General features: G+C 70.9%; 23 protein-coding genes, 1 tRNA gene and 1 rRNA gene. 6 read left to right on the top strand and 19 right to left on the bottom strand.

Annotated features, from left to right (window positions below; genetic code table 11):
• Positions 1–8 precede the first annotated feature (8 nt).
• On the top strand, positions 9–1,313 hold the full coding sequence (locus ACIQID_RS00125) for a tyrosine-type recombinase/integrase (protein WP_400280850.1): 1,305 nt from the start codon (positions 9–11) through the stop codon (positions 1,311–1,313).
• Between the two features lie 94 nt (positions 1,314–1,407).
• Here the strand turns inward: ACIQID_RS00125 and ACIQID_RS00120 are convergent.
• Positions 1,408–1,481, bottom strand: a tRNA-Pro gene (locus ACIQID_RS00120).
• A 108-nt stretch (positions 1,482–1,589) separates the two neighbouring features.
• Between ACIQID_RS00120 and ACIQID_RS00115 the strand changes: the two genes are divergently transcribed.
• From ACIQID_RS00115 to ACIQID_RS00095, 5 genes are all read left to right on the top strand, one after another.
• Positions 1,590–2,198, top strand: a complete 609-nt coding sequence (locus ACIQID_RS00115; RefSeq protein ID WP_400280847.1) for a GNAT family N-acetyltransferase — start codon at positions 1,590–1,592, stop codon at positions 2,196–2,198.
• Positions 2,195–2,650 (top strand): hypothetical protein, encoded by a 456-nt coding sequence (locus ACIQID_RS00110; RefSeq protein ID WP_400280844.1) that lies wholly within the window; start codon positions 2,195–2,197, stop codon positions 2,648–2,650. The genes ACIQID_RS00115 and ACIQID_RS00110 overlap by 4 nt, the downstream gene beginning before the upstream one ends.
• A 62-nt stretch (positions 2,651–2,712) precedes the next feature.
• A complete protein-coding gene (locus tag ACIQID_RS00105; protein ID WP_400280841.1) occupies positions 2,713–3,381 on the top strand; it encodes a lysoplasmalogenase family protein in 669 nt (222 codons plus the stop codon).
• Positions 3,381–3,755: an RNA-binding S4 domain-containing protein gene (locus ACIQID_RS00100; RefSeq protein WP_400280838.1), complete on the top strand. Its 375-nt coding sequence runs from the start codon at positions 3,381–3,383 to the stop codon at positions 3,753–3,755. Before ACIQID_RS00105 ends, ACIQID_RS00100 begins: the two co-directional genes overlap by 1 nt.
• Positions 3,756–3,794: 39 nt before the next feature.
• Positions 3,795–5,240, top strand: a complete 1,446-nt coding sequence (locus tag ACIQID_RS00095) for a DUF222 domain-containing protein (RefSeq protein WP_400280835.1) — start codon at positions 3,795–3,797, stop codon at positions 5,238–5,240.
• Between the two features lie 160 nt (positions 5,241–5,400).
• Here the strand turns inward: ACIQID_RS00095 and ACIQID_RS00090 are convergent, their stop codons facing one another.
• From ACIQID_RS00090 to rrf, 18 genes are all read right to left on the bottom strand, one after another.
• Entirely contained in the window at positions 5,401–6,348 is a 948-nt protein-coding gene (locus ACIQID_RS00090; RefSeq protein ID WP_400280832.1) for an NUDIX domain-containing protein, read from the bottom strand.
• A 62-nt stretch (positions 6,349–6,410) separates the two neighbouring features.
• Complete coding sequence (gene der / locus ACIQID_RS00085; protein WP_312672023.1) at positions 6,411–7,931, bottom strand: ribosome biogenesis GTPase Der; 1,521 nt, start codon at positions 7,929–7,931, stop codon at positions 6,411–6,413.
• Entirely contained in the window at positions 7,924–8,622 is a 699-nt protein-coding gene (gene cmk / locus ACIQID_RS00080; protein WP_060921101.1) for a (d)CMP kinase, read from the bottom strand. Before cmk ends, der begins: the two co-directional genes overlap by 8 nt.
• On the bottom strand, positions 8,615–9,751 hold the full coding sequence (locus tag ACIQID_RS00075) for a prephenate dehydrogenase (protein ID WP_312672022.1): 1,137 nt from the start codon (positions 9,749–9,751) through the stop codon (positions 8,615–8,617). The genes cmk and ACIQID_RS00075 overlap by 8 nt, the downstream gene beginning before the upstream one ends.
• Positions 9,748–10,545 carry a pseudouridine synthase gene (locus tag ACIQID_RS00070; protein WP_312672021.1) on the bottom strand — a complete coding sequence of 266 codons (798 nt, stop codon included), beginning with the start codon at positions 10,543–10,545 and terminating at the stop codon, positions 9,748–9,750. The genes ACIQID_RS00075 and ACIQID_RS00070 overlap by 4 nt, the downstream gene beginning before the upstream one ends.
• Entirely contained in the window at positions 10,542–11,165 is a 624-nt protein-coding gene (gene scpB, locus ACIQID_RS00065) for an SMC-Scp complex subunit ScpB (RefSeq protein WP_400280827.1), read from the bottom strand. Before scpB ends, ACIQID_RS00070 begins: the two co-directional genes overlap by 4 nt.
• Positions 11,155–12,027: a segregation and condensation protein A gene (locus tag ACIQID_RS00060; RefSeq protein WP_400280824.1), complete on the bottom strand. Its 873-nt coding sequence runs from the start codon at positions 12,025–12,027 to the stop codon at positions 11,155–11,157. Before ACIQID_RS00060 ends, scpB begins: the two co-directional genes overlap by 11 nt.
• On the bottom strand, positions 12,011–12,844 hold the full coding sequence (locus ACIQID_RS00055) for a ParA family protein (RefSeq protein WP_164498181.1): 834 nt from the start codon (positions 12,842–12,844) through the stop codon (positions 12,011–12,013). Before ACIQID_RS00055 ends, ACIQID_RS00060 begins: the two co-directional genes overlap by 17 nt.
• 162 nt (positions 12,845–13,006) lie before the next feature.
• The gene (gene xerD / locus ACIQID_RS00050; RefSeq protein ID WP_400280821.1) at positions 13,007–13,909 is read right to left on the bottom strand and encodes a site-specific tyrosine recombinase XerD; all 903 of its coding nucleotides are present in this window, start codon (positions 13,907–13,909) and stop codon (positions 13,007–13,009) included.
• A gap of 2 nt (positions 13,910–13,911) precedes the next feature.
• Positions 13,912–14,508, bottom strand: a complete 597-nt coding sequence (locus ACIQID_RS00045; protein ID WP_331203105.1) for an NUDIX hydrolase — start codon at positions 14,506–14,508, stop codon at positions 13,912–13,914.
• Entirely contained in the window at positions 14,501–16,195 is a 1,695-nt protein-coding gene (locus ACIQID_RS00040; protein ID WP_187661851.1) for a CTP synthase, read from the bottom strand. The genes ACIQID_RS00045 and ACIQID_RS00040 overlap by 8 nt, the downstream gene beginning before the upstream one ends.
• Before the next feature lie 26 nt (positions 16,196–16,221).
• Positions 16,222–17,904, bottom strand: coding sequence for a DNA repair protein RecN (gene recN / locus ACIQID_RS00035; RefSeq protein ID WP_400280816.1), 1,683 nt, complete (start codon positions 17,902–17,904; stop codon positions 16,222–16,224).
• Positions 17,901–18,821: an NAD kinase gene (locus ACIQID_RS00030; protein WP_331203107.1), complete on the bottom strand. Its 921-nt coding sequence runs from the start codon at positions 18,819–18,821 to the stop codon at positions 17,901–17,903. The genes recN and ACIQID_RS00030 overlap by 4 nt, the downstream gene beginning before the upstream one ends.
• Complete coding sequence (locus tag ACIQID_RS00025; protein ID WP_331203108.1) at positions 18,818–19,615, bottom strand: TlyA family RNA methyltransferase; 798 nt, start codon at positions 19,613–19,615, stop codon at positions 18,818–18,820. The genes ACIQID_RS00030 and ACIQID_RS00025 overlap by 4 nt, the downstream gene beginning before the upstream one ends.
• Entirely contained in the window at positions 19,612–19,791 is a 180-nt protein-coding gene (locus tag ACIQID_RS00020; RefSeq protein WP_312672012.1) for a hypothetical protein, read from the bottom strand. Before ACIQID_RS00020 ends, ACIQID_RS00025 begins: the two co-directional genes overlap by 4 nt.
• Positions 19,792–19,840: 49 nt before the next feature.
• Complete coding sequence (locus tag ACIQID_RS00015) at positions 19,841–20,890, bottom strand: HAD-IIA family hydrolase (protein ID WP_400280810.1); 1,050 nt, start codon at positions 20,888–20,890, stop codon at positions 19,841–19,843.
• Positions 20,890–22,884, bottom strand: coding sequence for a primosomal protein (locus tag ACIQID_RS00010; RefSeq protein WP_400280807.1), 1,995 nt, complete (start codon positions 22,882–22,884; stop codon positions 20,890–20,892). Before ACIQID_RS00010 ends, ACIQID_RS00015 begins: the two co-directional genes overlap by 1 nt.
• Before the next feature lie 75 nt (positions 22,885–22,959).
• Positions 22,960–23,045, bottom strand: a 5S ribosomal RNA gene (rrf, locus tag ACIQID_RS00005); the annotation flags it as partial.

The raw sequence follows: 23,045 nt of genomic DNA, 5'->3' as shown, positions 1-23,045 counted from the left end.
ACCGATGGGTGAAGGACGCGACGGTCACAATGCCCGACGGTTCCATCACGAAGATCAGCCCGACGAGTGCACAGATGAAGTCGCTCAAGACGCTTCCCGACCACTTCCGCACTGCGAAATTCGGCAAGGGCTCGCGCTGGGAGGCTGGGTGGTACGACCCCGACGGCGTCCAGAAGAAGCGCCTGTTCGCTCGCCGCACGGATGCCGAGTCGTTCATCGCAAGCATCGAAGACGACATTCGGTCCGACCGATACATCGATCCTTCGGCGCGTGAGCGCTCCTTCGCCGCAGCTGCTGAGGCGTGGCTCTCGTCGAAGAACCGGATCAAGGACTCGAGCTGGAGGCGCTACCGGCGTGAGCTCGACAACTACGTCTTGCCGCGGTGGGGATCTCGCGCCGTCGGGAGCATCACCCGCCCGCAGATCGACGAGTGGATCTCGCAGCTACGAGCCGGCACGGCCGTGTTCGAGTTCGACAAGAACAACCATCTGACCGACGCTGGTCGGAAGCCGGTCGCGATGAGCGCCGCCTACCTGCGCCACGTGGTTGGCTCCACCTTCGGCGGCGCACTGCGCTATGCGGTCGCCGAGCAATGGATCGGACGTAACCCGCTCGCGAAGGTCGAGTTCCCCCGCGACGAGGGCGACATCGAGAACGACCTGCCGTCGCTCTCCTACGTACAGCTCGACAATTTGTCCGCGGCCGTGGTTTCGATCACTCAGCGCCCGAGCGACGGCGCGCTCTTCGACATTCTCGCGCACAGCGGCCCTCGAATCGGGGAAGCGACCGCGCTCAAGATCAAGGACCTCGATCTCGACCACAAGCGCGCGCGCATCCACCGCACGTGGACGACCGATCGCGCCGGCCTGCGGAAGCTCGGCCCGGTGAAGACGTGGGAGAAGCGCTGGCTCCCTCTCGCGGATTTCGTCGTCGACGGGCTGCGCGCGATCGTCATCGGACGCGACCCCGAGGACTTCGTCTTCGTGACCGTTCGCGGAGCCGCGGTGGACGGGAAGAACTGGTACAACCGCGTCTGGCTCAAGGCGCGCCGAGCCGTCCAGGCGGCTGTCGGCTACTCGGTGCACGACCTGCGACATGTAGCGGCGACGAACGCGATCGCGGCAGGCGCGGACGTGAAGCTGGTTCAGCTCATGCTCGGGCATAAGGATGCGACCGAGACGCTGAACACCTACTCACACCTCTGGCCGAACCGTGTCGACGAGGTGATCGGAGCCGTCGAGCGCCGCCGCGCCGCGGCTCTCGACCGCGGCCAGCTTCGCGCGATTTTAGTCGGGTCGCGGATTCCCATGTGAGACGCATGTGAGACGGTCGTTTCCCGGACGCTTGGTGGGCATGAAGAAAGCCCCGGAGTTCCGCGTCATTCTGCGGTTCTCCGGGGCTTATCGGTCGGGCTGACAGGATTTGAACCTGCGACCCCTTGACCCCCAGTCAAGTGCGCTACCAAGCTGCGCCACAGCCCGTTGTTCTGCACTCTCGCGCAGGCAACTCCCCTATCTTAGCGGCACCGGAGGCCCTCTCGCGAACCGAGGCGTTGCGGGGTGTCGGAAGCTGCTTGTACCGTCGCCTGCATGTCGACGATCACGACCGCGCTGGCGACGACCGCCCGCTGGGATGACGTGCAGCACGCGCTCACCGGCGGCGGTGACGGGGCGAGCTGCCAGTGCATCTGGCCGGTACTGCCGAACAAGGACTGGAATCAGACCACCACGCCTCAGCGCACGGCGATGTTCCGCGCCGAGATCGACGAGGGTCCCCCTCCGGGACTGGTCGCGTACGTCGACGGCGGGGCCGCGGGCTGGATCCGCATCGGACCACGCACCCGTCAGGCCCGGATCCCCCGCACCCGCATGATCGCTGCCTCGAGCACCGAGCTGTTCGACGACGAGTCCGTGTGGGCCGTCACCTGCTTCGTCGTCCGCAGGGAGCATCGGGGCACCGGGCTGAACGCCGAGCTGCTCGACGCCGCGATCGCCTTCGCGCGGGAGTCGGGCGCCCGCCTCATCGAGGGGTATCCCGTCGACACCCGCGGCGAGAAGCAGCGCGCGAACGATCTGTACCACGGCACGATCGGGACGTTCCTCCGCGCGGGTTTCACGGAGAAGGCGGTGATGAAGCCGGGGCGCGTGCTCGTCGCCCTGGAAATCGCACCGAACGGGAGCGATAGCGTGAAGGCATGAGCGCCGCGAACTCCTCTCTCGACGATCCCGACCTCGGACCGCTCCATCGCGCGACCTCCGAGCTCGACGACGGCTCCGTCCTCACCCACGATTGGTTCGTCGGCAGCGTCGAGGTCGACGGCCGCACCTACGAGCTGATGGTCGAGGGCGCGTCGCCGGACGAGGTCGCACCCCTGCTCCCCCGGCTGCGTGCGGTCGCAGCCGCCCTCCCGGGCCTCCGCCGCGTCGCCTCGGACGCCGTGGTCATGACGTTCAGCACCGGCGACCCGGACCCCACCGAGCTCGACGAGGCAGCGGCCGACCTGGACCTCGAGACCATCGAGGCTTCCGGCGACGGCACCGTCGTCCTCCACTTCACGGACTCCTGCGGTGAACACTTCCCGGAGGGCTACTGGCCCGCCGTGCACCTCGATGCCGAGGGCGCCGTGGCGACGGTCACCGTCGAGTCCTGAGTCGGGCCGGTCCGATCGACCGCCTTCGAGACGACATGCCCCTCCGGTCATACGATGGAGGGATGCAGCGCCGCACCCTCCCTCCCGCGATCGTGTGGGCGTTCGTCCCCTACGCCGTGGTCTCCGCCTTGCACGTCGTGCTTCTGGCGCTCGGCCACGATCTCGCGGGTCCGACGAAGCTGTTGCTCATGCCGCTGCTCGCGGTGCCGGTCCTCGTGGCGGCGCGACGGATCCACCCGCCCGTGACGGTGGCCCTCCTCCTCGTCGCCCTGCTCTTCTCCTGGCTGGGCGACGGCGCGGGCGCGCTGTTTCCCGCGGCACCCGAGCTTCCGCTCATGCTGGGCTTCTTCGGTCTCGCGCACATCGCCTACATCGTCCTCTTCGCCCGCCACCTGGCGCGTCGCCGGCTGCCGTGGTGGACGGCGATCTACGCCGCCTGGTGGCTCGCGATGATCCTCGTCCTCGGCCCGCATACGGGCCCGCTCCTCATCGGCGTCGCCCTGTACGGCCTGCTCCTCGCGGGTACCGCCGCGTTCGCCGCACGATGCCATCCGCTGGTCGTGACGGGCGGCGCGTTCTTCCTGGCGAGCGACACGATCCTCGCCTTCCGGCTCTTCCTTCCGGATGCCCTACCGGCCTGGAGCAGCCCCGCCGTGATGCTCACCTACACGCTCGGCCAGGGCCTGATCGTCGCCGGCGCCCTCGTCTCCCTGCAGCGGAGGGCCGCCTGATGGTCGACAGCGCGCGGGTGGACAGCTGGCTCTGGGCGGTGCGCGTCTACAAGACCCGGTCCGCGGCGACCACCGCATGCCGCGCGGGGCATGTGCGCGTCAACGGCGACAAGGCGAAGGCCGCGCAGGCGGTCCGCGTGGGCGACGAGCTCCGCATCCGCATCGCGGGCTTCGATCGGATCCTGATCGTGCGTCAGTTCCTCGTCAAGCGCGTGGGGGCGCCGCTGGCCGCCCTCGCCTACGAAGATCGGACGCCGGAACGGGAGCCGCAGGCAGCCCTCGGCGTCCGAGACCGCGGCGCCGGACGACCGACGAAGCGAGAGCGTCGGGACATCGACCGCCTCCGCGGACGCGGCGATATACAACACGACTGAACCCTTCCTCGATGCGAACATACGTTCTAAACTCGAGGTATGAAGAACCCGCCGACCGTACCCCTCGATCTCGAGGAGCGGCGGCGTGTGCGAGACGCCTGGACGGAGACCCGTCGACGCATCGCAGCACTGGAGGCAGAGGCTGCGGAGCTCCTGGTGGCGCAGATGGCTTTCCATGATGAAGACGTGGCCGCGGCTCCGCACCACCGTGATGCCATTCACCGCTCGATGGTCGCCGAGTTCGCCACGGCGGCGCGTCTTTCCACCGGGACCATGGAGTTCGCCTTCGCCGACGCTCTCGCCCTGAGTACCGCGCTCCCCTGCGTGCGAGAGGCCTTCCACACCGGGTCTCTGAGCTCCGCGCATGTGCGCGAGATCGCGCGGGCGAGCGCCGTCGTGGCCGAGGCCATCCGCAACCGCGTCGTCGCGCCCGAGACGATGGCGCTGTTCGAGACGGCGGTGCTCGTCGTCGCCGAAGCCGAGACCGCGGCGCGCACGCGGGTGCATGCCCGCCGCGTCGCCTCCGCGCTCGTCGGCGAGACGATCACTGAGCGACACCGCCGCGCCGCGGACGAGCGCTGCGTCACTGTGCGATCGGTCGACGACGGCCTCGCGGTCCTGACGGCCATACTCCCGGAATGGGCGGCGGTGGCGATCGCCGACCGGCTGAGCCAGCTCACCCGCACCGTCATCCGGGCCCGTGATGCGGCTCCCACGCGTGAGTCGGGGCCGGGGTCGGGCGAGGCGACGCTTCGCCCGGCCCTGGCGCATGACGACCTGCTGACTGCTCACGGCGTCGCGACGGATCGCCCGTGCGGCGAGAGTCGATCGGACACAACGATCTCCAGCGCCGATGGCGACACGTACGCCCTCGACCCCGAGGCGGAATCGCTCCCCGCGGACACCCGCACCTGGAGCCAGGTGCAGGCCGACCTTCTGACCGATCTGCTCCTCACCGCCGACCCGAGTGCCGTCGAGGGCGACGGTCTCATCGGGGTGCGGGGCCGCCTGCAGGTGACCGTGGCGGCGACGACCCTCGCCGGACTCGACGACCGTCCGGCTGAACTGGACGGACACGGCGCTCTGCACCCGGACATCGCGCGGGCTCTCGCCGGTCGCGACGGGGGCTGGACGCGGTTGTTCCTCGACCCCCATGGGCAGGTCATCGAGACGGACGCCTACAGCCCGACCGAGAGCATGCGCCGGCTGCTCCGGGCCCGCGATCAGCACTGCCGGTTCCCGGGGTGCCGCCAGCCGGTACACCGCTGCGACCTTGACCACACCTGGGATCACGCGAAGGGCGGCCCGACCCGCGTCGACAACCTCGCGCACCTCTGCCGCGGACACCAGGTGCTGAAGCACCCCGATATCCCGGAGCCTCAGCGCTGGACGGTACGGCAGCGTCCCGGTGGGGTCCTCGAATGGCGAAGTCCCCTCGGCGCGGTCCACACCGATCACGCCCCACGTCGGGTCGCCTTCGTCTGAAGCGCGCCGCCATCACGACGACGGGTCCTTCGCGCACCTGGATCCGCGGAGCGCAGGCGACGTTGATCCCCGCCATGTCAGACCACGCGTGCCGCGCCAGACCACGCCACGCGGCTGTACGCGCACCTGGATCCGCGGAGCGAAGCGCCCGCGTCTCGCTCTAGGCGTCGAGAAGACGGAGGAGCCAGCCGCTCGAGCGCACCTGCGCCCCGGCGGCCTCGACGCGGGACTGCAGCTCGCGGTCACTGGTCACCGCGAGAACCGGCGACGCGCTCGCGACCCGGCGTTCGACCTCGGCCACGATCGCGTCGTCACCGGCGCCTTCGGCGCGCACGACGTCCATGGCCGAGCTCGCGACTCCGGCTTCTGCGGCCGCGGCGTCCGCGGGCGATCCCCCCGCAGCGGCCTCCGCGATGTCCCGGGCGCGACCTTCCACGACGAGCGAGACCTCCGGGAACCAGGCGTCCCCCGCGAGCCCGAGGTCGTCCGCGGGCACCGACAGCCCGGTCAGACGATCGCGCAGTCGTGCCGCGGCTCCGGCGCGATCCTTCCACCAGCCGTCTGGGACCGCGCCCACGACGTTGGCGGCGTCCACCACGACCACCGGATGCGCCGAGAGCTGCGCCCGCAGCAGCGGCCACGCCGCACCGAAGCCGGGGTGCAGCGGCAGCCCGTCCACGTCATCGACCAGCACCCACGACAGCGCGACGCTCTCCGGGTCGCTGATCACGGGATCGAACGGCGTCCGCACATCGGCGACGACGGTGGTGTACGACCAGATGCCGAGGTCGAGCACGCTCGTGAAGCGCGGCCGCACCGCGCCATCCGGCACTCCCGCCTCCTCCTGCGCCTCCCGCACAGCACCGACGATGGCCGCTTCGCCCTCGTGCAGCGCGCCGCCGGGCAGGCCCCAGGTGCCGCCGAAGTGGCTCCACGCCACGCGATGCTGCAGCAGGATGCCGCGCTCCGGGTCGACGGCGAGGAGACCGGCGGCACCGAAGCGCCCCCAGTAGCGCTCACCGGTGTCCGCGACCACCCAGGCATCGCCCGGATCGCGAGGCCCCTCGGGGCGACGCGGTTCACCGGCGGCGGGAGGTACGACAGTCACCCCCTCAGCTTTTCACAGCATCGGGGTTCCGGCGCCACCGCCGCGACATGCGCGGCAACGAGTCAGCGCTGGCGCTTCTCGCGCACGCGCATGTTGATGACGATCGGCGTGCCCTCGAACGGGTAGAGCTCGCGCAGGCGGCGCTGGATGAACCGACGGTAGCCCGGGTCGAGGAATCCGGTCGTGAACAGCACGAACGTCGGCGGACGAGTCGAGGCCTGCGTCCCGAAGAGGATGCGCGGCTGCTTCCCGCCTCGCAGGGGGTGCGGGTGCTCGGCGACGAGCTCGGCGAGGAACGCGTTGAACTTGCCCGTCGGGATCCGGCGGTCCCAGTTCTCCAGCGCCATCTCCAGCGCCGGGACGAGCTTGTCGAGGTGACGGCCCGTCTTCGCCGAGATGTTGACCCGCGGGGCCCAGGCCACGTGGGCGAGGTCCTGCTCGATCTCGCGCTCCAGGTAGCGGCGGCGGTCGGCGTTCTCCAGGTCGTCGTCGTTGAGGCGGTCCCACTTGTTGAACGCCAGGACGAGCGCGCGACCCGACTCGAGCACGAGGTCGATGATGCGCACGTCCTGCTCGCTGATCGACTCCGACACGTCGAGGACGACGATCGCGACCTCGGCCTTCTCCAGCGCGGCCGAGGTGCGCAGCGACGCGTAGAAGTCGGCGCCCTGCGCCATGTGCACGCGGCGACGGATACCGGCCGTGTCGACGAGGCGCCACATCTTGCCGCCCAGCTCCACGACCTCGTCCACGGGGTCGCGAGTGGTGCCGGCGAGGTCGTTGACGACGACGCGCTCCTCCCCCGCGGCCTTGTTCAGCAGCGAGGACTTGCCGACGTTCGGGCGTCCGAGGATCGCGACGCGGCGCGGACCGCCGATCTCCTGCTTCGCCACCGCGGAGATCTCCGGCAGCTTCTTCAGCACGGCGTCGAGGAGGTCCGCGACACCACGACCGTGGATCGCGGAGACCGGGTGCGGCTCCCCGAGACCCAGGTTCCACAGGGCGGCCGCCTCCGGCTCCTGACGGGCGTCGTCGATCTTGTTGGCGACGAGGAAGACCGGCTTGCCGCTCTTGCGCAGCAGCTTCACGACGTGCTCGTCGGTCGACGTGGCGCCCACCATGGCGTCCACGACGAACAGCACGACATCGGACAGGTCGATCGCGACCTCGGCCTGCGCCGCGACCGAACGGTCGATGCCGCGGGCGTCGGGCTCCCAGCCGCCGGTGTCGACGACCGTGAAGCGGCGGTCGTTCCACTCGGCCTTGTACGTGACGCGGTCGCGGGTGACACCGGGGGTGTCCTCCACGACGGCCTCACGACGGCCGAGGATCCGGTTCACGAGCGCGGACTTGCCCACGTTCGGCCGCCCGACGATCGCCACCACGGGCAGCGCAGGAAGGAACTCGATGCCGTCCTCGCCCAGCGCCACGCCGGCGAGGAGCGCCGCGTCCTCATCGTCGAGCTCGTAGTCGGCGAGCCCGGCGCGCAGTGTCTCCGCGCGCTGTTCGGCCAGCTGCTCGTCGATCTGCTCGAGCTTCTCGGCGAGCTGGTCGGGACCGCCTTCGTATTCGTCGTCAGCCACGGTCTGCTCCTCGGAGTCGTTCGATCACCGAGAGGACGGCGTCGATGGTCTGGGGGAAATCGAGTGCGGTCGAATCGACGACCTCCACGCCTTCCGCGGCGTTGAGGAAGTCGACGACGGCACTGTCGGAGGCGTCGCGCTTGTGCAGCGCGTCCGCGACGGCGGCGGCGTTCTCGCCGGCGAGCTCGCCCGCGCGGCGTGCGGCCCGCACCTCCGGCGCCGCGGTCAGCAGGATGCGCACGGGCGCATCCGGTGCCACGACGGTCGTGATGTCGCGTCCTTCGACGACGACGGCCGGGTACGGTGCCTCCGCGACCAGCGCCCGGAAGAGCTCGTTGACCTGGGTGCGCACCTCCGGCACGCGGGCCACGCCGCTCACGGCACCGGACACACGCGGTTCGCGGATCGCCTCCGTCACGTCGACGTCGCCGACGCGCACCGTGCGGTCGTCGGGGTCGAGCCCGAGACGGACGGGGAAGTCGGCGGCCGCGGCGCGCACGGCCTCGGCGTCGTCGGTGTCTGCACCGCGATCGAGCACATGCCAGGCGAGGGCCCGGTAGGCCGACCCGGTGTCGAGGTAGCCGAAGCCCTCGCGACGCGCGATCGCCTTGGAGACGCTCGACTTTCCGGACCCGGCGGGCCCGTCGATGGCGATGAACTTCGTGGCGGAGATGGTGGAGGTGTCAGTCATTGGTGTTCCCTGCGATGCGCCAGCCGCGTTCCTGGAGCCCGGTGATCGCGCCGTGCAGCGCCGCGGGGTCGACACTGATCTCGGCGAGGCCGAACTGCGCGCCCGGAGAGTGCTCCAGGCGCAGGTCCTCGACGTTGACGCCCAGCTCGCCGAGCTCGCCGAACAGGCGCCCCAGCTGACCGGCGGTGTCGTCGACCATGACGACCAGTGTCTCGAAGCGTCGGTTCTGTCCGTGCTTGCCGGGGAGGCGCTCGACGCCGTCGTTGCCCTGGCGGATGGTCTCCGCGAGCACGCGTCGGGCACCGGGGGCCGCGGGAGCGCGCAGCGCATCGGCCACCTCGCTCAGATCGGTCGCGAGCGCGTCGAGGATCTCGACCACGGGACCGGCGTTGGCCCCGAGGATCTGCACCCACAGCTCGGGAGCGGACGCGGCGATGCGCGTGGTGTCCCGCACGCCCTGCCCGGCCAGACGGAGGGCGCCTTCCTCGGCCCCGGCGAGACGACCGGCGAGGAGACTCGCGACGACCTGCGGCACATGCGAGGTGAGGGCGACGGAGCGGTCGTGCTCCTCCGGGGTCATCTCCAGCGGCATCGCGCCGACGTCGAGGGCCAGCGCCTCGACCAGCGCGAGGTCCCGCGCGGTGGTGTCCTCGTCGCGGCAGACGACCCACGGCCGCCCGATGAAGAGATCGGCCCTGGCCGAGATCGCCCCGCCGCGCTCCCGACCGGCGAGCGGGTGGGAGCCGATGTAGCGGGCGAGGTTCACGCCCCGCTCACGGAGTGTGCGGAACGGCTCCAGCTTGACACTCGCGACATCGGTCACGACGGCGTCGGGATACCGCTCGAGCTCGGCCTGGATCACGTCGGCGGTCACGTCCGGCGGCACGGCCACGACGACGAGCACAGGCGCGTCGTCGTCCTGCGGGAGGCGTCCGGCGCCGTAGTCGACGGCGAGGCGCAGCTGCGCGGGGGACGCGTCGGTGAGGACGACGTCGATGCCCTTCGCACGGAGGGCGTGGCCGACGCTGGCACCGAGCAGCCCGGCGCCGACGATGCGCACGGTGCCGGACAGACGCGGCGCCACGGCACCGGCCTTCCGCGCCGCGGGCGCACTCGTCGTCTGGGTCATTCGCTCTCCTGCTCGCCTGGCGCCTCGGCGACACCGGATTCCCGGCGCGCGAGGGTCAACAGCGCGCCGAGTTCGATTTTACTCAGTTCCCGCGTCCGACCGGCCGGGAGGGTTCCCAGGTGCAGCGGACCGAACTGTCGCCGCACGAGTTCCGTGACCGGATGGCCGACCGCCGCCATCATCCGGCGCACGATCCGATTGCGTCCCGAGTGCAGCGTGAGCTCGACGAGGCTCGAGCCGCGGGACGTGTCCAGCAGGCGGGCCTTGTCGGCGGCGATGGGGCCGTCCTCCAGCTCGATGCCCTTCGTGAGCTTCGAGATGGTCTGCGCCGTCACCGCACCCTCGACCTTCGCGATGTAGACCTTGGTGACGCCGAAGGAAGGGTGCGCGAGGACGTGCGCGAGCTCGCCGTCGTTGGTGAGCAGCAGCAGTCCGCTGGTCTCGGCGTCCAGACGCCCGACGTTGTACAGCCGCTCCTCGTAGTCCTTCGTGAAGCGTCGGAGATCGGGGCGTCCGCTCTCGTCGCGCATGCTGCTGACCACACCCGTCGGCTTGTTCAGCATCACGTAGCGCTTGGACACGTCGAGCTGCACCGCGGTGCCATCCACGTCCACGAGGTCCCGCTCCGGGTCGATTCGGCGGCCGAGCTCGGTGACCACCTGGCCGTTCACGCGGATGCGTCCCTCGACGATGTACTGCTCGACGACCCGGCGGGACGCGACACCGGCGGCCGCCAGCACCTTCTGCAGTCGCACACCCTCGGGGGCGGTGGGGTCGTGGGCATCGGTGGTCATCGGACCGTCCCTTCGTCGAAGCCGTCGGCGCCGTCGTCGAGGAGCGGCGAGATCGGCGGAAGCTCATCCAGAGAGTTGATACCGAGATGCTGGAGGAGCGCATCGGTGGTGCCGTAGTTGATCGCGCCTGTCTCGGAGTCGGCGAACAGTTCGGTGATCAGCCCCCGTGCGAGGAGGGTGCGGACCACGGAGTCGACGTTGACCGCGCGGATCGAGGCCACCTGGCTCCGGGTGACCGGCTGCTTGTACGCGATCACGGCGAGCGTCTCCAGCGCCGCCTGCGAGAGCCGGGCCGGAGCCTGACCGCCGACGAACTCCGCCACGACCGGATCCAGGTCCTCGCGGACGTAGAGCCGCCATCCGCCGCCGACCTCCCGCAGCTCGAAGCCGCGCCGCGGACCCGCGCCTCGGCCGTCATAGTCCTCGACCAGCGACTCGACCGTCTGCCGGACGGCGGGCACCGGCGCACCGACAGCCGCGGCGAGGGCCACGAGGCCGATCGGCTCGTCGACGATGAAGAGGATCGCCTCCACACGCTCGGTGAGCGGCAGCTCGGCACCCGTCACGGCGTCGCGCTCATCGTGGAGCCCGGTCTCTGCCGTGGTCACGTCATCGGTCATAGTCGGCCCCCAGGGTCGCGAGTGTCTCGTCCGACCAGGAGTCGGCGGCCCAGCGGAGCGTGAGCTCCCCGAGCGGTTCCAGTTGTTCGAAGGAGAGCGCCGCGTGCCGGTACAGCTCCAGCACCGAGATGAAGCGGGCGACGACGATGCCCGGCTCGGTGACGCCGGCGACCAGCTCGCGGAAGCTCAGCGATTCGGTGCCGCGCAGCAGAGTGACGACGATGGCGGCCTGCTCGCGGATGCTGACCAGGGGTGCATGCAGATGGTCGAGGCCGACGTGCGGGATCTCCTTCGGCGCGAAGGCCAGGAGCGCCAGCGCCGCGAAGTCGTCGGGCGTGAGCGACCAGACGAGCTCGGGCGTCTGCTTCCGGTGCTTCTCCTCCAGTGGCACCGCACGCACATGACGGCGGTCCTCCCGCTGCAGGCACCGCGAGAACCACACGGAGACCTCCTTGAACGCGCGGTACTGCAGGAGGCGGGCGAAGAGCAGATCGCGCGCTTCGAGCAGGGCGACGGCCTCGGCGTCGACGAGCTCGCCCTGCGGCAGCAGACCCGCCACCTTCATGTCGAGCAGGGTCGCGGCGACGACGAGGAACTCCGAGGCCTGGTCGAGCTCCTCCTCGTCCTCGAGATCGGCGAGGTACGCGATGAAGTCGTTGGTGACGGCGCTCAGCGACACCTCGGTGATGTCCATCTCGTGCTTCGAGATGAGGTTCAGCAGGAGGTCGAAGGGGCCGTCGAAGTTCGACAGGGAGACGCGGAACCCGGCGGCGTCGTCGGCCGAGGAGGGCTCCGCGGCGTCGACGGCGCCGGCGAGTGCCGGGACCTCAGCGGTTCCGAGCTCGTCAGGCGACGGCGCCACGGGCGACCAGCTCCCTGGCCAGCCGCAGGTATGCCTGTGCGGCCGCGTGCTCCGGAGCGAACTCGGTGATCGGGACCCCCGAGACCGAGGCATCCGGGAACTTCACGGTGCGGCCGATCACGGTCTCCAGCACGTCGTCGCCGAACGCCTCCACGACCCGCTCGAGCACCTCGCGCGAGTGCAGCGTGCGGGGGTCGTACATGGTCGCCAGCAGCCCGTCCATCTCGATGGAGGGGTTCAGGCGATCGCGGACCTTGTCGATGGTCTCGATGAGGAGCGCGACGCCGCGGAGCGCGAAGAACTCGCACTCGAGCGGGATGATGACGCCGTGCGCCGCCGTCAGCGCGTTCACGGTCAGCAGACCGAGCGACGGCTGGCAGTCGATGAGGATGACGTCGTACTCCCCCGCCACCTGCCGGAGCACGCGGGCGAGGATCGTCTCGCGGGCGACCTCGTTGACGAGGTGCACCTCCGCGGCGGAGAGGTCGATGTTCGCGGGGAGGACGTCGAGACCGGGCACGTTCGAGTGCACGATCGCGTCGTGCGCGTCGCGCTTCGTGTCGAGTAGGAGGTCGTAGACCGTCGGCACGTCGTGCGTCTGGATGCCGAGACCGGCGGACAGCGCGCCCTGCGGGTCGAAGTCCACGGCGAGCACCTTGCGGCCGTACTCCGCGAGGGCGGCGGCGAGGTTGATGGAGGTGGTCGTCTTGCCGACGCCGCCCTTCTGGTTGCAGAGGGCGATGATGCGCGCGGGGCCGTGCGACTTCAGCGGCGCCGGGATCGGGAAGCCCTGGTACGGACGGCCGGTGGGTCCCATGGGGGTGTCGTCGGCCTTCTGCGCCTTCGCCCTGGACTTCGCCACTTTCTCCGCCACCCGTTCTCCCGCTTCGTCGTGCTTGCTCGATTGTAGCGGCCAGCCCCCGGATCAGCCGCCTCGGCGCGCGGCGGGCGGTCGCGGTACGGGCCTTCGAGGGCGCGATCAGCGCGCGCGGGGATGCGAGGTCGCGTAGATGTCGCGGAGGGCGTCCACGGACACGTGCGTGTAGATCTGCGTCGTCGCGACCGAGGAGTGCCCCAGGAGCTCCTGCACCACACGGACGTCCGCGCCGCCCTGCAGGAGATGCGTCGCGAACGAATGACGCAGCGTGTGCGGAGAGACCTCGGCGGTGAGCTGTGCGCGCTCCGCCGCGGAACGGATCACCAGCCAGGCGCTCTGTCGCGAGAGCGGGGCACCGCGCGCACCGAGGAAGAGCCGAGCAGAGGCGCGCCCCTTCGCCGCGAGTTCCGGACGGACCCGGGTGAGGTAGGCGTCGACGGCCGCGCGGGCGTACGAGCCCACCGGGACGATGCGCTCCTTCGACCCCTTGCCGCGCAGGCGCAGCACCTCGCCGTGCGCCATGTCGTCGACGTCGAGCCCGACCGCCTCCGACACGCGGGCGCCGGTCGCGTAGAGGAGCTCCAGCAGCGCCCTGTCCCTGATGCCGAGCGGCTCCTCGGCCGACGGCGCGGCGAGCAGTCGCTCCACCTGGTCGATCGTGAGGGCTTTCGGCAGCCGGCGTGGGGTCTTCGGCGGACGGAGCCGTCCGGTCGGGTCGTCCGCCTCGATGCCCTCGCGGGCGAGGAACCGGTGCCAGCCGCGCACCGAGGACTGCAGGCGCGCCAGGCTCGTCGCGGCCGGTGCCGGCTCCGCCGAGGCGCGGTCGGCGACGAAGCGGTCCACGACGGCGGGTGTGATGTCCGCGGTGTCGTCGATCCCCTCCGCTGCGAGCCAGTCCCGGTAGCCCTCGAGATCCCGCCGGTAGGCGCCGACCGTGTGGGCGCTGAGCCCGCGTTCGATCGTGACATGACGCAGGTACGCGTCGAGGGCGCGATCGAGCAGCATGCTCAGCTCCGGTCGCGCAGCCTCTGCGCGGCGGCCAGCACGCCGAGGGCCAGGATGCCGTTGCGCAGGCGTCCCGCCACGACCCCGGCGACCGCATCCTCGAGCGGAAGCCAGGCGAGACGGATGTCCGCCTCCTCGTCTTCGCGCGCGTGTGCGGTCGCGGCGGCGGTGAGTCCCGTCGCGAGGAACACCTGGATGAGCTCGTCGTTACCGCCGGGCGTCGTCCACGACGACACCAGGGGCTCCCAGTCGGCGGCGACGAGGTCGGCCTCCTCCGCGAGCTCGCGTCGGGCGGCCGCCAGCGGCTCCTCCCCCGCGATGTCGAGGAGGCCGGCCGGCAGCTCCCAGTCGCGGTGGCGGATCGGGTGCCGGTACTGCTGGATGAGCAGCACCCGCCCTTCGTCGTCCAGTGCGAGGATCGCGACCGCCCCGGGGTGGGCGACGTACTGTCGCACGATCTCGCCCTCGCCGTAGCGGACCCGATCGGAGCGCACGTCCCAGACGCGCCCCTCGTAGACGAGGTCGCTGCTCAGGACCTCCGGCTCGAAGGGCTCGTCCCGCAGCGGCTCCGCGGCGCCCGGACCCTCCGACTCACTCATCGACGGGCACGTCGAACAGCTCGCTCGCCCGGTGACGGGCGATGGCCGCGCCGACGAGCCCGCGGAACAGCGGGTGCGGGTCGGTCGGACGGGAGCGGAGCTCCGGGTGGGCCTGCGTGGCGATGTAGTACGGGTGCACGTCGCGCGGCAGCTCGACGTACTCGACGAGGTCCAGCTCCGGGTTGAGGCCCGAGAAGACCAGACCGGCCTCCGACAGGCGATCGCGGTAGGCGTTGTTGACCTCGTAGCGGTGACGGTGACGCTCGGACACCTCGGCGGCACCGTAGACCTCGCGCGCCAGCGAGCCTTCCGCGAGAGCCGCCTGGTAGAGGCCGAGGCGCATGGTGCCGCCCAGGTCACCGCCGTCGAGGATCTCGATCTGCTCGGCCATGGTCGCGATGACGGGCTCGGCGGTGTCCGGATCGAACTCGCTGGACGAGGCTCCGGCGATCCCGGCCACGTCGCGCGCGTACTCGATGACCATGCACTGCAGCCCCAGGCAGAGGCCGAGGGTCGGGATGCCCTGCTCGCGGGCGAACTTCAGCGCACCCAGCTTGCCCTCGATGCCGCGGATGCCGAAGCCGCCGGGCACGCAGATGCCGTCGAGCTCGGCCAGCTGCTCCTGCGCACCCTCGGGGGTCTCGCAGAGGTCGGACGGGATCCAGCGGATGTTGACCTTGGTCTCCTGTGCGAAGCCGCCCGCCTTGAGGGCCTCGGTCACGGACAGGTAGGCGTCCGGAAGGTCGATGTACTTGCCGACGAGACCGATCGTGACCTCGTGCTTCGGGTTGTGCACCGCGTGCAGCACCTTGTTCCAGCGCGTCCAGTCGACGTCGTCCGCCTTCTGGTCGAGGCCGAGGCGACGCACGATGTAGGAATCGAGGCCCTGCTCGTTGAGGGTCGACGGGATGTCGTAGATGCTCGGCAGGTCGACGGTGTTGATGACGCCTTCGACGTCGACGTCGCACATCAGGGCGATCTTGTTGCGGTTGCTCGCGCTCACCGGGCGGTCGCTGCGGAGCACGAGCGCGTCGGGCTGGATGCCGACCTGACGGAGCGCGGCGACCGAGTGCTGGGTCGGCTTGGTCTTCTGCTCACCGGACGCACCCATGAACGGCACGAGCGAGACGTGCACGAAGAACACGCTGTCGCGGCCGAGCTCGTGACGAAGCTGGCGCGCGGCCTCGAGGAACGGCTGCGACTCGATGTCGCCGACCGTGCCGCCGACCTCGGTGATGATCACGTCGGGACGCGGGTCCTCGGTCGCCTGCAGCCGCATGCGGCGCTTGATCTCGTCGGTGATGTGCGGGATGACCTGCACGGTGTCGCCGAGGTACTCGCCGCGGCGCTCGCGGGCGATCACCTGCGAGTAGATCTGTCCGGTCGTGACGTTGGCCGCCTCGGACAGGTTGATGTCGAGGAAGCGCTCGTAGTGGCCGATGTCGAGGTCGGTCTCCGCACCGTCGTCGGTGACGAACACCTCGCCGTGCTGGAACGGGTTCATGGTGCCCGGATCGACGTTCAGATACGGGTCGAGTTTCTGCATGACCACGCGGAGTCCGCGAGCGGTCAGGAGGTTGCCCAGGCTGGCCGCGGTGAGCCCCTTGCCCAAAGACGAAACGACACCACCAGTCACGAAGATGTGCTTGGTCGTGTCGTTCTTGGGCCCCGCAGAAGAAGAGTTCATCACGGGCTTCTATCCTAACAGTTCATTCAGACGCCGAGGCTGAGAAGCTCGCGGGCGTGGGTGAGTGCGGCATCGGAATCCGCGAGTCCGGAGAGCAGACGGGCCATCTCGGCCTCGCGCTCCTCCCCGTCGAGCCGCCGCACGCTGGAGGCGGTGACGGCGCCGTCGTGCGATTTCACGACGGTGAGATGGTTGTTCGCGAAGGCGGCGACCTGCGCGAGATGGGTGACGGCGATCACCTGCGACTTCTCGGCGAGTCGGGCGAGTCGCCGCCCCACCTCGATCGCCGCCGCGCCGCCGATGCCCGCGTCGACCTCGTCGAACACGAAGGTGGGCACCGGGTCGGTCGCCGCGATGACGACCTCGATCGCGAGCATCACCCGCGACAGCTCGCCGCCGGAGGCCCCCTTGGCCACCGAACGGGGTTCGGCGCCGGGGTGCGGGGCGAGCAGGATGGCGACGTCGTCTCGTCCGTGAGTGCTCTCGGCGCCCGGGGCCACGGAGACCTCCAGGCGCGCGTCCGGCATCGCCAGCGCGTGGAGTTCGGCGGTCACGGCTTTACCGAGCCGGACGGCGGCCTCGCTCCGCGCGGCGGTGAGAGCGTCGGCGCGGGCGTCGAGCTCCGCCCTGGCCTCGTCGCGCTCGGCGGAAAGGCGCTCCAGGCGCTCCCCGTCGTCGTCGAGCTCCGCCAGCCGCGCGGACCCGGTCTGCCACAGCGCCAGCGCCTCCGCCAGCGAACCGTGCTGACGGATGAGGACGCCGAGCGCGGCCCGGCGCTCCTCGACGGCAGCGAGCTCATGGGGGCCGGACTCGTCGAGGTCGGCGAGGAAGCCGGAGAGCACACCGGCGGCGTCGGCGATCCGGTAGCCGATGTCGGCCAGGGTCTCCGCGACCTCCGCCAGCTTCGGGTCCGACACGCGCTCGATCGCTCGGCGCGCTTCCGCGACCAGCGCCGACGCATCGGGCTCGCCCTCCTCGTTCGAGAGAGTGCCGTGCGCCAGCGCGGCCGCGAGGCGGAGCTCCTCCGCGTTCGCGAGGCGCTCGGCACGAGCCGTCAGCTCCTCGTCCTCCCCCTCTTCCGGGGCGGTGGCTTCGATCAGGGCGAGATCCTCCCGCAGCCGGGCGGCCTCCTCGGCACGCCGGTCACGGTTCGCGGTGATGTCGATGATCTCGGCGTCGAGCGTTCGCCAGCGCTCGAACGCGGCCTGGTACTCCTCCAGCGCCCGAGCGATCGGTTCGCCGCCGAAGCGGTCGAGGGCGTCGCGCTGCGCGGCGGCCGACCGCAGCCGCAGCTGCTCGGATTGTCCGTGCACGACGATGAGCTCGTCCGCGAGCGAGGACAGCACTCCCGCCGGCGCGGCGCGCCCGCCGACGCTCGCACGGCTGCGGCCCTCGGCGCTGAGGGTGCGCGACACATACAGCTCGGCGGTGCCCGCACCGGCCGGCTCCAGCTCTCCCCCGGCCTCGGCCACGATGTCGGCGACCTCACCCTTCTCGGGCACGATCCACACCCCGGCCACCGAGGCCTGCGCGGCTCCCTTGCGCACGGCGCCCGAATCGGCGCGCTGGCCGAGGAGCAGCCCGAGCCCGGTGACGACCATGGTCTTGCCCGCGCCCGTCTCTCCGGTGATGGCCGTGAAGCCGGGGCCGAGCGGCAGGACGGCGTCGGCGATCACGCCGAGCCCCTGCATGCGCATCTCCTCGATCATGCGTCGCTCCTCCGCTCCTGCCCGCGCCAGCCCTCGACCGGCAGCTGGAACTTGCGGACGAGACGGTTCGTGAACGCGGTCGGATGCAGGCGCGCGAGGCGGACCGGGCGCGACGAGCGACGCACCACGACGCGGGCGCCCGGCGGGAGGTCGTGGGAACGACGGCCGTCGCACCAGAGGATGCCGGAGCCGTCCGTCCGCTCCAGCATCTCGATGGCCACGGCCGCATCGGGGCTCACCACGAGCGGCTTCGCGAACAGGGCGTGTGCCGACAGCGGGACCACCGCGATGGCCTCGACCGTCGGCCAGATGACGGGTCCGCCGGCGGAGAAGTTGTAGGCGGTCGATCCGGTCGGGGTGGAGATGACCATGCCGTCGCAGCCGAAGCTCGACAGGGGGCGCCCGTCGATCTCGAGCACCACCTCGATCATGCGCTCACGGCTCGCCTTCTCGACGGTCGCCTCGTTCAGAGCCCAGGTCTCGAAGACGACGTCGCCGGACCTGTCCTTGACGCGCACCGACAGCGCCAGGCGCTCCTCGACCTCGTAGTCGCGGGCGATGACGCGTCGCATCGCGTCGTCCATGTCGTCCCGGTCGATCTCCGCGAGGAAGCCGACGTGTCCCATGTTGATGCCGAGCACCGGGGCGCCGCTGTCGCGGACGAGTTCCGCCGCACGGAGGATCGTGCCGTCGCCGCCGAGCACGATCGCGAGCTCGAGGGACGCCGGACCGGCGGAGGCATCCAGCACCTCGACGTCCGCGAAGAACACATCGACCGCGGAGAGCTCCGCGTGGTCGTCGGCCGCCAGCACGGGGCGCACTCCCGCGCCCCGGAGGGCATCGACCACCCGACGGGCGGCCGCGACGGTGTCGACGCGGCCCGCATGGGCGACGACCAGGATCCTGCGCTCGTTCATCGTCCCCCTGCCAGCCGGTTGATGGTGTCCATCCATTCTGTCGGATTGCTCCCGCCGCCCGGCACGAGGTGCACGAGATACTCCGCATTGCCGTGAGTCCCGAGGATCGGGGAGGAGACGATCCCCGCCATCCCCAGCCCCGCGTCCCACGCGCTCCACACCACGCGGGCGACGGCGTCTGCACGGGTGGCGGGGTCGGTGACGAGACCGCCGCGCACGGCCGTCCGCCCGACCTCGAACTGCGGTTTGACCAGCAGCAGCACGTCGGCACCCGGCGCGGCGACGGAGACCACCGCGGGAAGCACGAGCTCGAGCGAGATGAAGGAGAGGTCGCCCACCACCAGATCGGGCGGCGCGGGCTCCCCCGTCGCTGCGGCGAGGCTCTCCCGGTCCATGTGCCGCACGTTGAAGCCCTCGACGGCCGTGACGCCGGGGTCGGCGGCGACCGAGGGGGCGAGCTGGCCATGCCCGACGTCCACGGCGAGCACGCGGCGCGCGCCGCGTTCGCGCAGGACCTGCGTGAATCCGCCGGTCGAGGCACCCATGTCGAGCGCGAGGCGTCCCTGCACCGGGATGCCGAAGCCGTCGAGCCCGGCGACGAGCTTGTGCGCGGCGCGGCTGACGTAGTGGTCCGCGCCGGCGACCGTGATCGTGTTCGAGTCGTCGACCGCGGTCGAGGCCTTGACGACCGGGCGGCCGTCGACGCTCACGAGGCCGTCGGCGATCAGGGTGGCGGCGTGCGTGCGCGAACGGGCGAGTCCTCGGAGAGCGAGGGCGGCGTCGAGTCGCGTCATCGTGGTCCCGGGGTCTCCCGCTGTTCCAGCCGGGATCCGCTCTCGAGCCGTCGCGAGAGGTCGTCGTGCAGGGCCGAGTAGGCGTCGGCGCGTGCGGCGAGCGGCTGCCCTTCGATCAGGCGCAGACGACTCCACAGGCCGTCCGTCGGCGCGCTGCTCGTCGTCTCGTCGCTCACGCTTCCACTGTACGCGGCGCCGCCGACGGTCGGCGGCGCCACGCGTGGCTCAGGGGCGGTGGAACGGGTCGGCGTACAGCCGCTCCGGAACCCGCAGCACGAAGACGGGCGTGCCGGAGGCCCAGATGGCGGCGGCACCGGCCCGGAGCAGGTCGAGCTGGTCGCCGGACTCCGCCACGATCTCGACATCCGCGCCGTGGACGCGGACGGCGGCACCGTTCACATCGTAGACGCCGTCGGTCACCACGGGCTCGGGATACGGCTCGTGCAGGCCGCGCAGGTCGCCGAGGATGTAGGTCGGCCGCGATCCTTCGGGCGCGGCGAGGACGTGCTTGGGACGGTCGATGCCGGTCAGCACGAGCGCGGACTCGATTCCTGCACGGCTCGCGCCCATGATGTCGGTGTCGAGACGGTCGCCGATGAAGAGCGCCTTCGTCGCCCCGAAGCGGGCGAGCGCCTCTTCGAAGATCGGAGTCTCCGGCTTGCCCGCCACCGTCGCCAGACGACCGATGGCCGTGTGGACGGCGGAGACGAGGGTGCCGTTCCCCGGCGCGACGCCGCGCTCGCGCGGGATCGTCCAGTCGGTGTTCGTGGCGATCCAGGGGATGCCGCCCTCGTCCTCGGGGACCTTGAGGGCGAACGCCGCCTCGGCGAGATCGGTCCAGGCCACCTCGGGGGCGAACCCCTGGACCACGGCCTCCGGTGCATCCTCGGCGCTGCGGGTCACCGTGTAGCCGGCCTTCTGCACCTCGTCGACGAGGCCGTCGCCGCCCACCACGAGGATGGTCGCCGGCGCCGGCACGATCCCGGACAGCAGGCGCATCGCCGCCTGCGGGCTCGTGACGACGTCCTGCGGAGCGACATCGAGTCCGAGACTCGTGAGGTGCGCGGCCACGGAGGCGTCGGTGCGGGAGGCGTTGTTGGTGATGTAGCCGAGACGCACCGCGTGCGCCGCCGCGTTCAGGCTCTCCACCGCATGCGGCAGCGCGCCGGGACCGGCGTAGACCACGCCGTCCAGATCAGCGAGGACGGTGTCCACGCCCTGGAGGGGCGTCTGTCCCGCGGGTCGCTTCCGCGCCTTCGGTGTGAAGAGTCCCACTACGCCTCCGGTTTCTCGGGCGCGGAGGGCGAGTCGTCCTCCGTCTCGTCGTCTTCCGTCTCGTCGTCCTCGCCGAGCAGCTCGCGCACCTCGTCCTCGATGGACGGCTCCGCGGGCTCGGGGGTATCGGTCGCGTCGGGAGCTTCGGTCGCGTCGTCGGCGTCGGTCGCGTCGTCGGCGTCGGTCGCGTCGTCGGCGTCGGTCGCGTCGTCGGCGACGTCCTCGACAGAAGCGACGTCCTCGACAGAAGCGACGTCCTCGACAGAAGCGACGTCCTCGGAGGACTCGTCGTCGGAGAACTCGTCCTCGATGAGACCGTCCTCCACGTAGAGCTCCTCGTCGCCGGCCTCATCGACGCCGAGGGCTTCGGCGGCGACTTCGGCACGGTGCGCCCAGAACTCCGCTTCCTCCCCGCGCCCGAGGTCTTCCAGGACGGCGGCGCGCGCAGAGAACAGTGCCGGGCTCCACTCGAACGCACGGTCCGGGTCCAGCTCCGGGATCTCGAGCTCTCCGAGCGCCAGCTCGAGGTCTCCCTGGTCGAGCCGGGCACCCGACATCGCGATCGCGAGGGCGACCCGCACGGGCGTGGTGAGGGCCGATCGGTCCACGGCACGGCCGGTCTCGAGGGCGCGGTCGGGACGCCCGATGCCGCGCTCGCTGTCGACCATGAGGGCGATCTGGTCGTCCTTGCCGGAGATCCGGCGATAGGTGCGCAGCTCGCGCAGCGCCAGCGCGAAGTCGCCCGTCGCGTAGGCGGTGATGCCGAGAGTCTCGCGGACGATCGCAATCCGGCCGGCACGGCGCGAGGCCGCCAGCGCATGCTCGTGCGCCAGAGCGGGATCCTCGTCGATCAGCCGGGACGCCATCGCCAGGTGCCGGGCGACGAACTCGGCGTTCTCCTTGCTGAGGGTCTTCAGCTCGTTGCGCGCGGACGGGTGCAGGTCGCGCGCGGTGACCTCATCCGGAAGGCGGGGCTCATCGAACCGCGGACGCTCGTTGGCCGCGTTGGCCGGACGTTCCCGCCCGGCGCCGCCACGCTGCGGGAAAGACCGCGAACGGTCGCTCCCCCGCTCACGCTCGAACCCGCCCTCACGACGAGGGGCACCACCATCGCGGCTGTAACCACCCTCACGGCGGGGGCCGGAGTCCCGGTTATAGCCACCCTCGCGACGAGGCGCACCACCATCGCGGTTGTAGCCACCCTCGCGACGAGGCGCACCACCATCGCGGTTGTAGCCACCCTCGCGACGCGGGGCACCACCGTCACGGTTGTAGCCACCCTCGCGACGGGGGCCGGAGTCCCGGTTATAGCCACCCTCGCGACGAGGCGCACCACCGTCACGGTTGTAGCCACCCTCACGACGAGGCGCACCACCATCGCGGTTGTAGCCACCTTCGCGACGCGGAGCGCTGTCGCGGTTGTAGCTACCTTCGCGACGAGGCGCACCACCATCACGGTTGTAACCACCCTCACGACGAGGCGCACCACCATCGCGGTTGTAGCCACCTTCGCGACGCGGAGCGCTGTCGCGGTTGTAACCACCTTCGCGACGCGGAGCACCACCATCGCGGTTGTTGTAGCCACCCTCGCGACGCGGAGCACCACCGTCACGGTTGTAGCCACCCTCACGGCGGGGCGCACCACCGTCGCGGTTGTAGCTGCCCTCGCGGCGGGGCGCACCGTCGCGGTTGTTGTAGCCGCCTTCACGACGCGGGGCACCGTCACGGTTGTAGCCGCCCTCACGACGCGGGGCACCGTCACGGTTGTTGTAGCCGCCCTCACGACGCGGGGCACCGTCACGGTTGTTGTAGCCACCCTCACGACGAGGGGCACCACCGTCGCGGTTGTAGCCACCTTCGCGACGCGGGGCGCGGTCACCGGAGCCGGCACGAGATCCGCCGTCACGGTATACGGGGCGACCTCCGGAAGGACGTTCGTTGCGCTGGTTCCTGTCGTCGTTGCGACGCGGACGGCGCTCTTCCTCTTCCGGCATGGTGCTCCCTGTTCTCTTCGTTCTGTAAACGCAAAATGGCCACCCAACGATGGGTGGCCATTTCGACTAAAAGGAGTCCGGCGGTGTCCTACTCTCCCACAGGGTCCCCCCTGCAGTACCATCGGCGCTGTGAGGCTTAGCTTCCGGGTTCGGAATGTGAC

Origin of the sequence: Microbacterium sp. NPDC091676 (assembly GCF_044756645.1) — a bacterium.
Classification (GTDB): Bacteria; Actinomycetota; Actinomycetes; order Actinomycetales; family Microbacteriaceae; genus Microbacterium; species Microbacterium paraoxydans_D.
The sequence above is the reverse complement of the archived record's forward strand: the minus strand, read 5'-3'. Positions and strand labels throughout refer to the sequence as shown.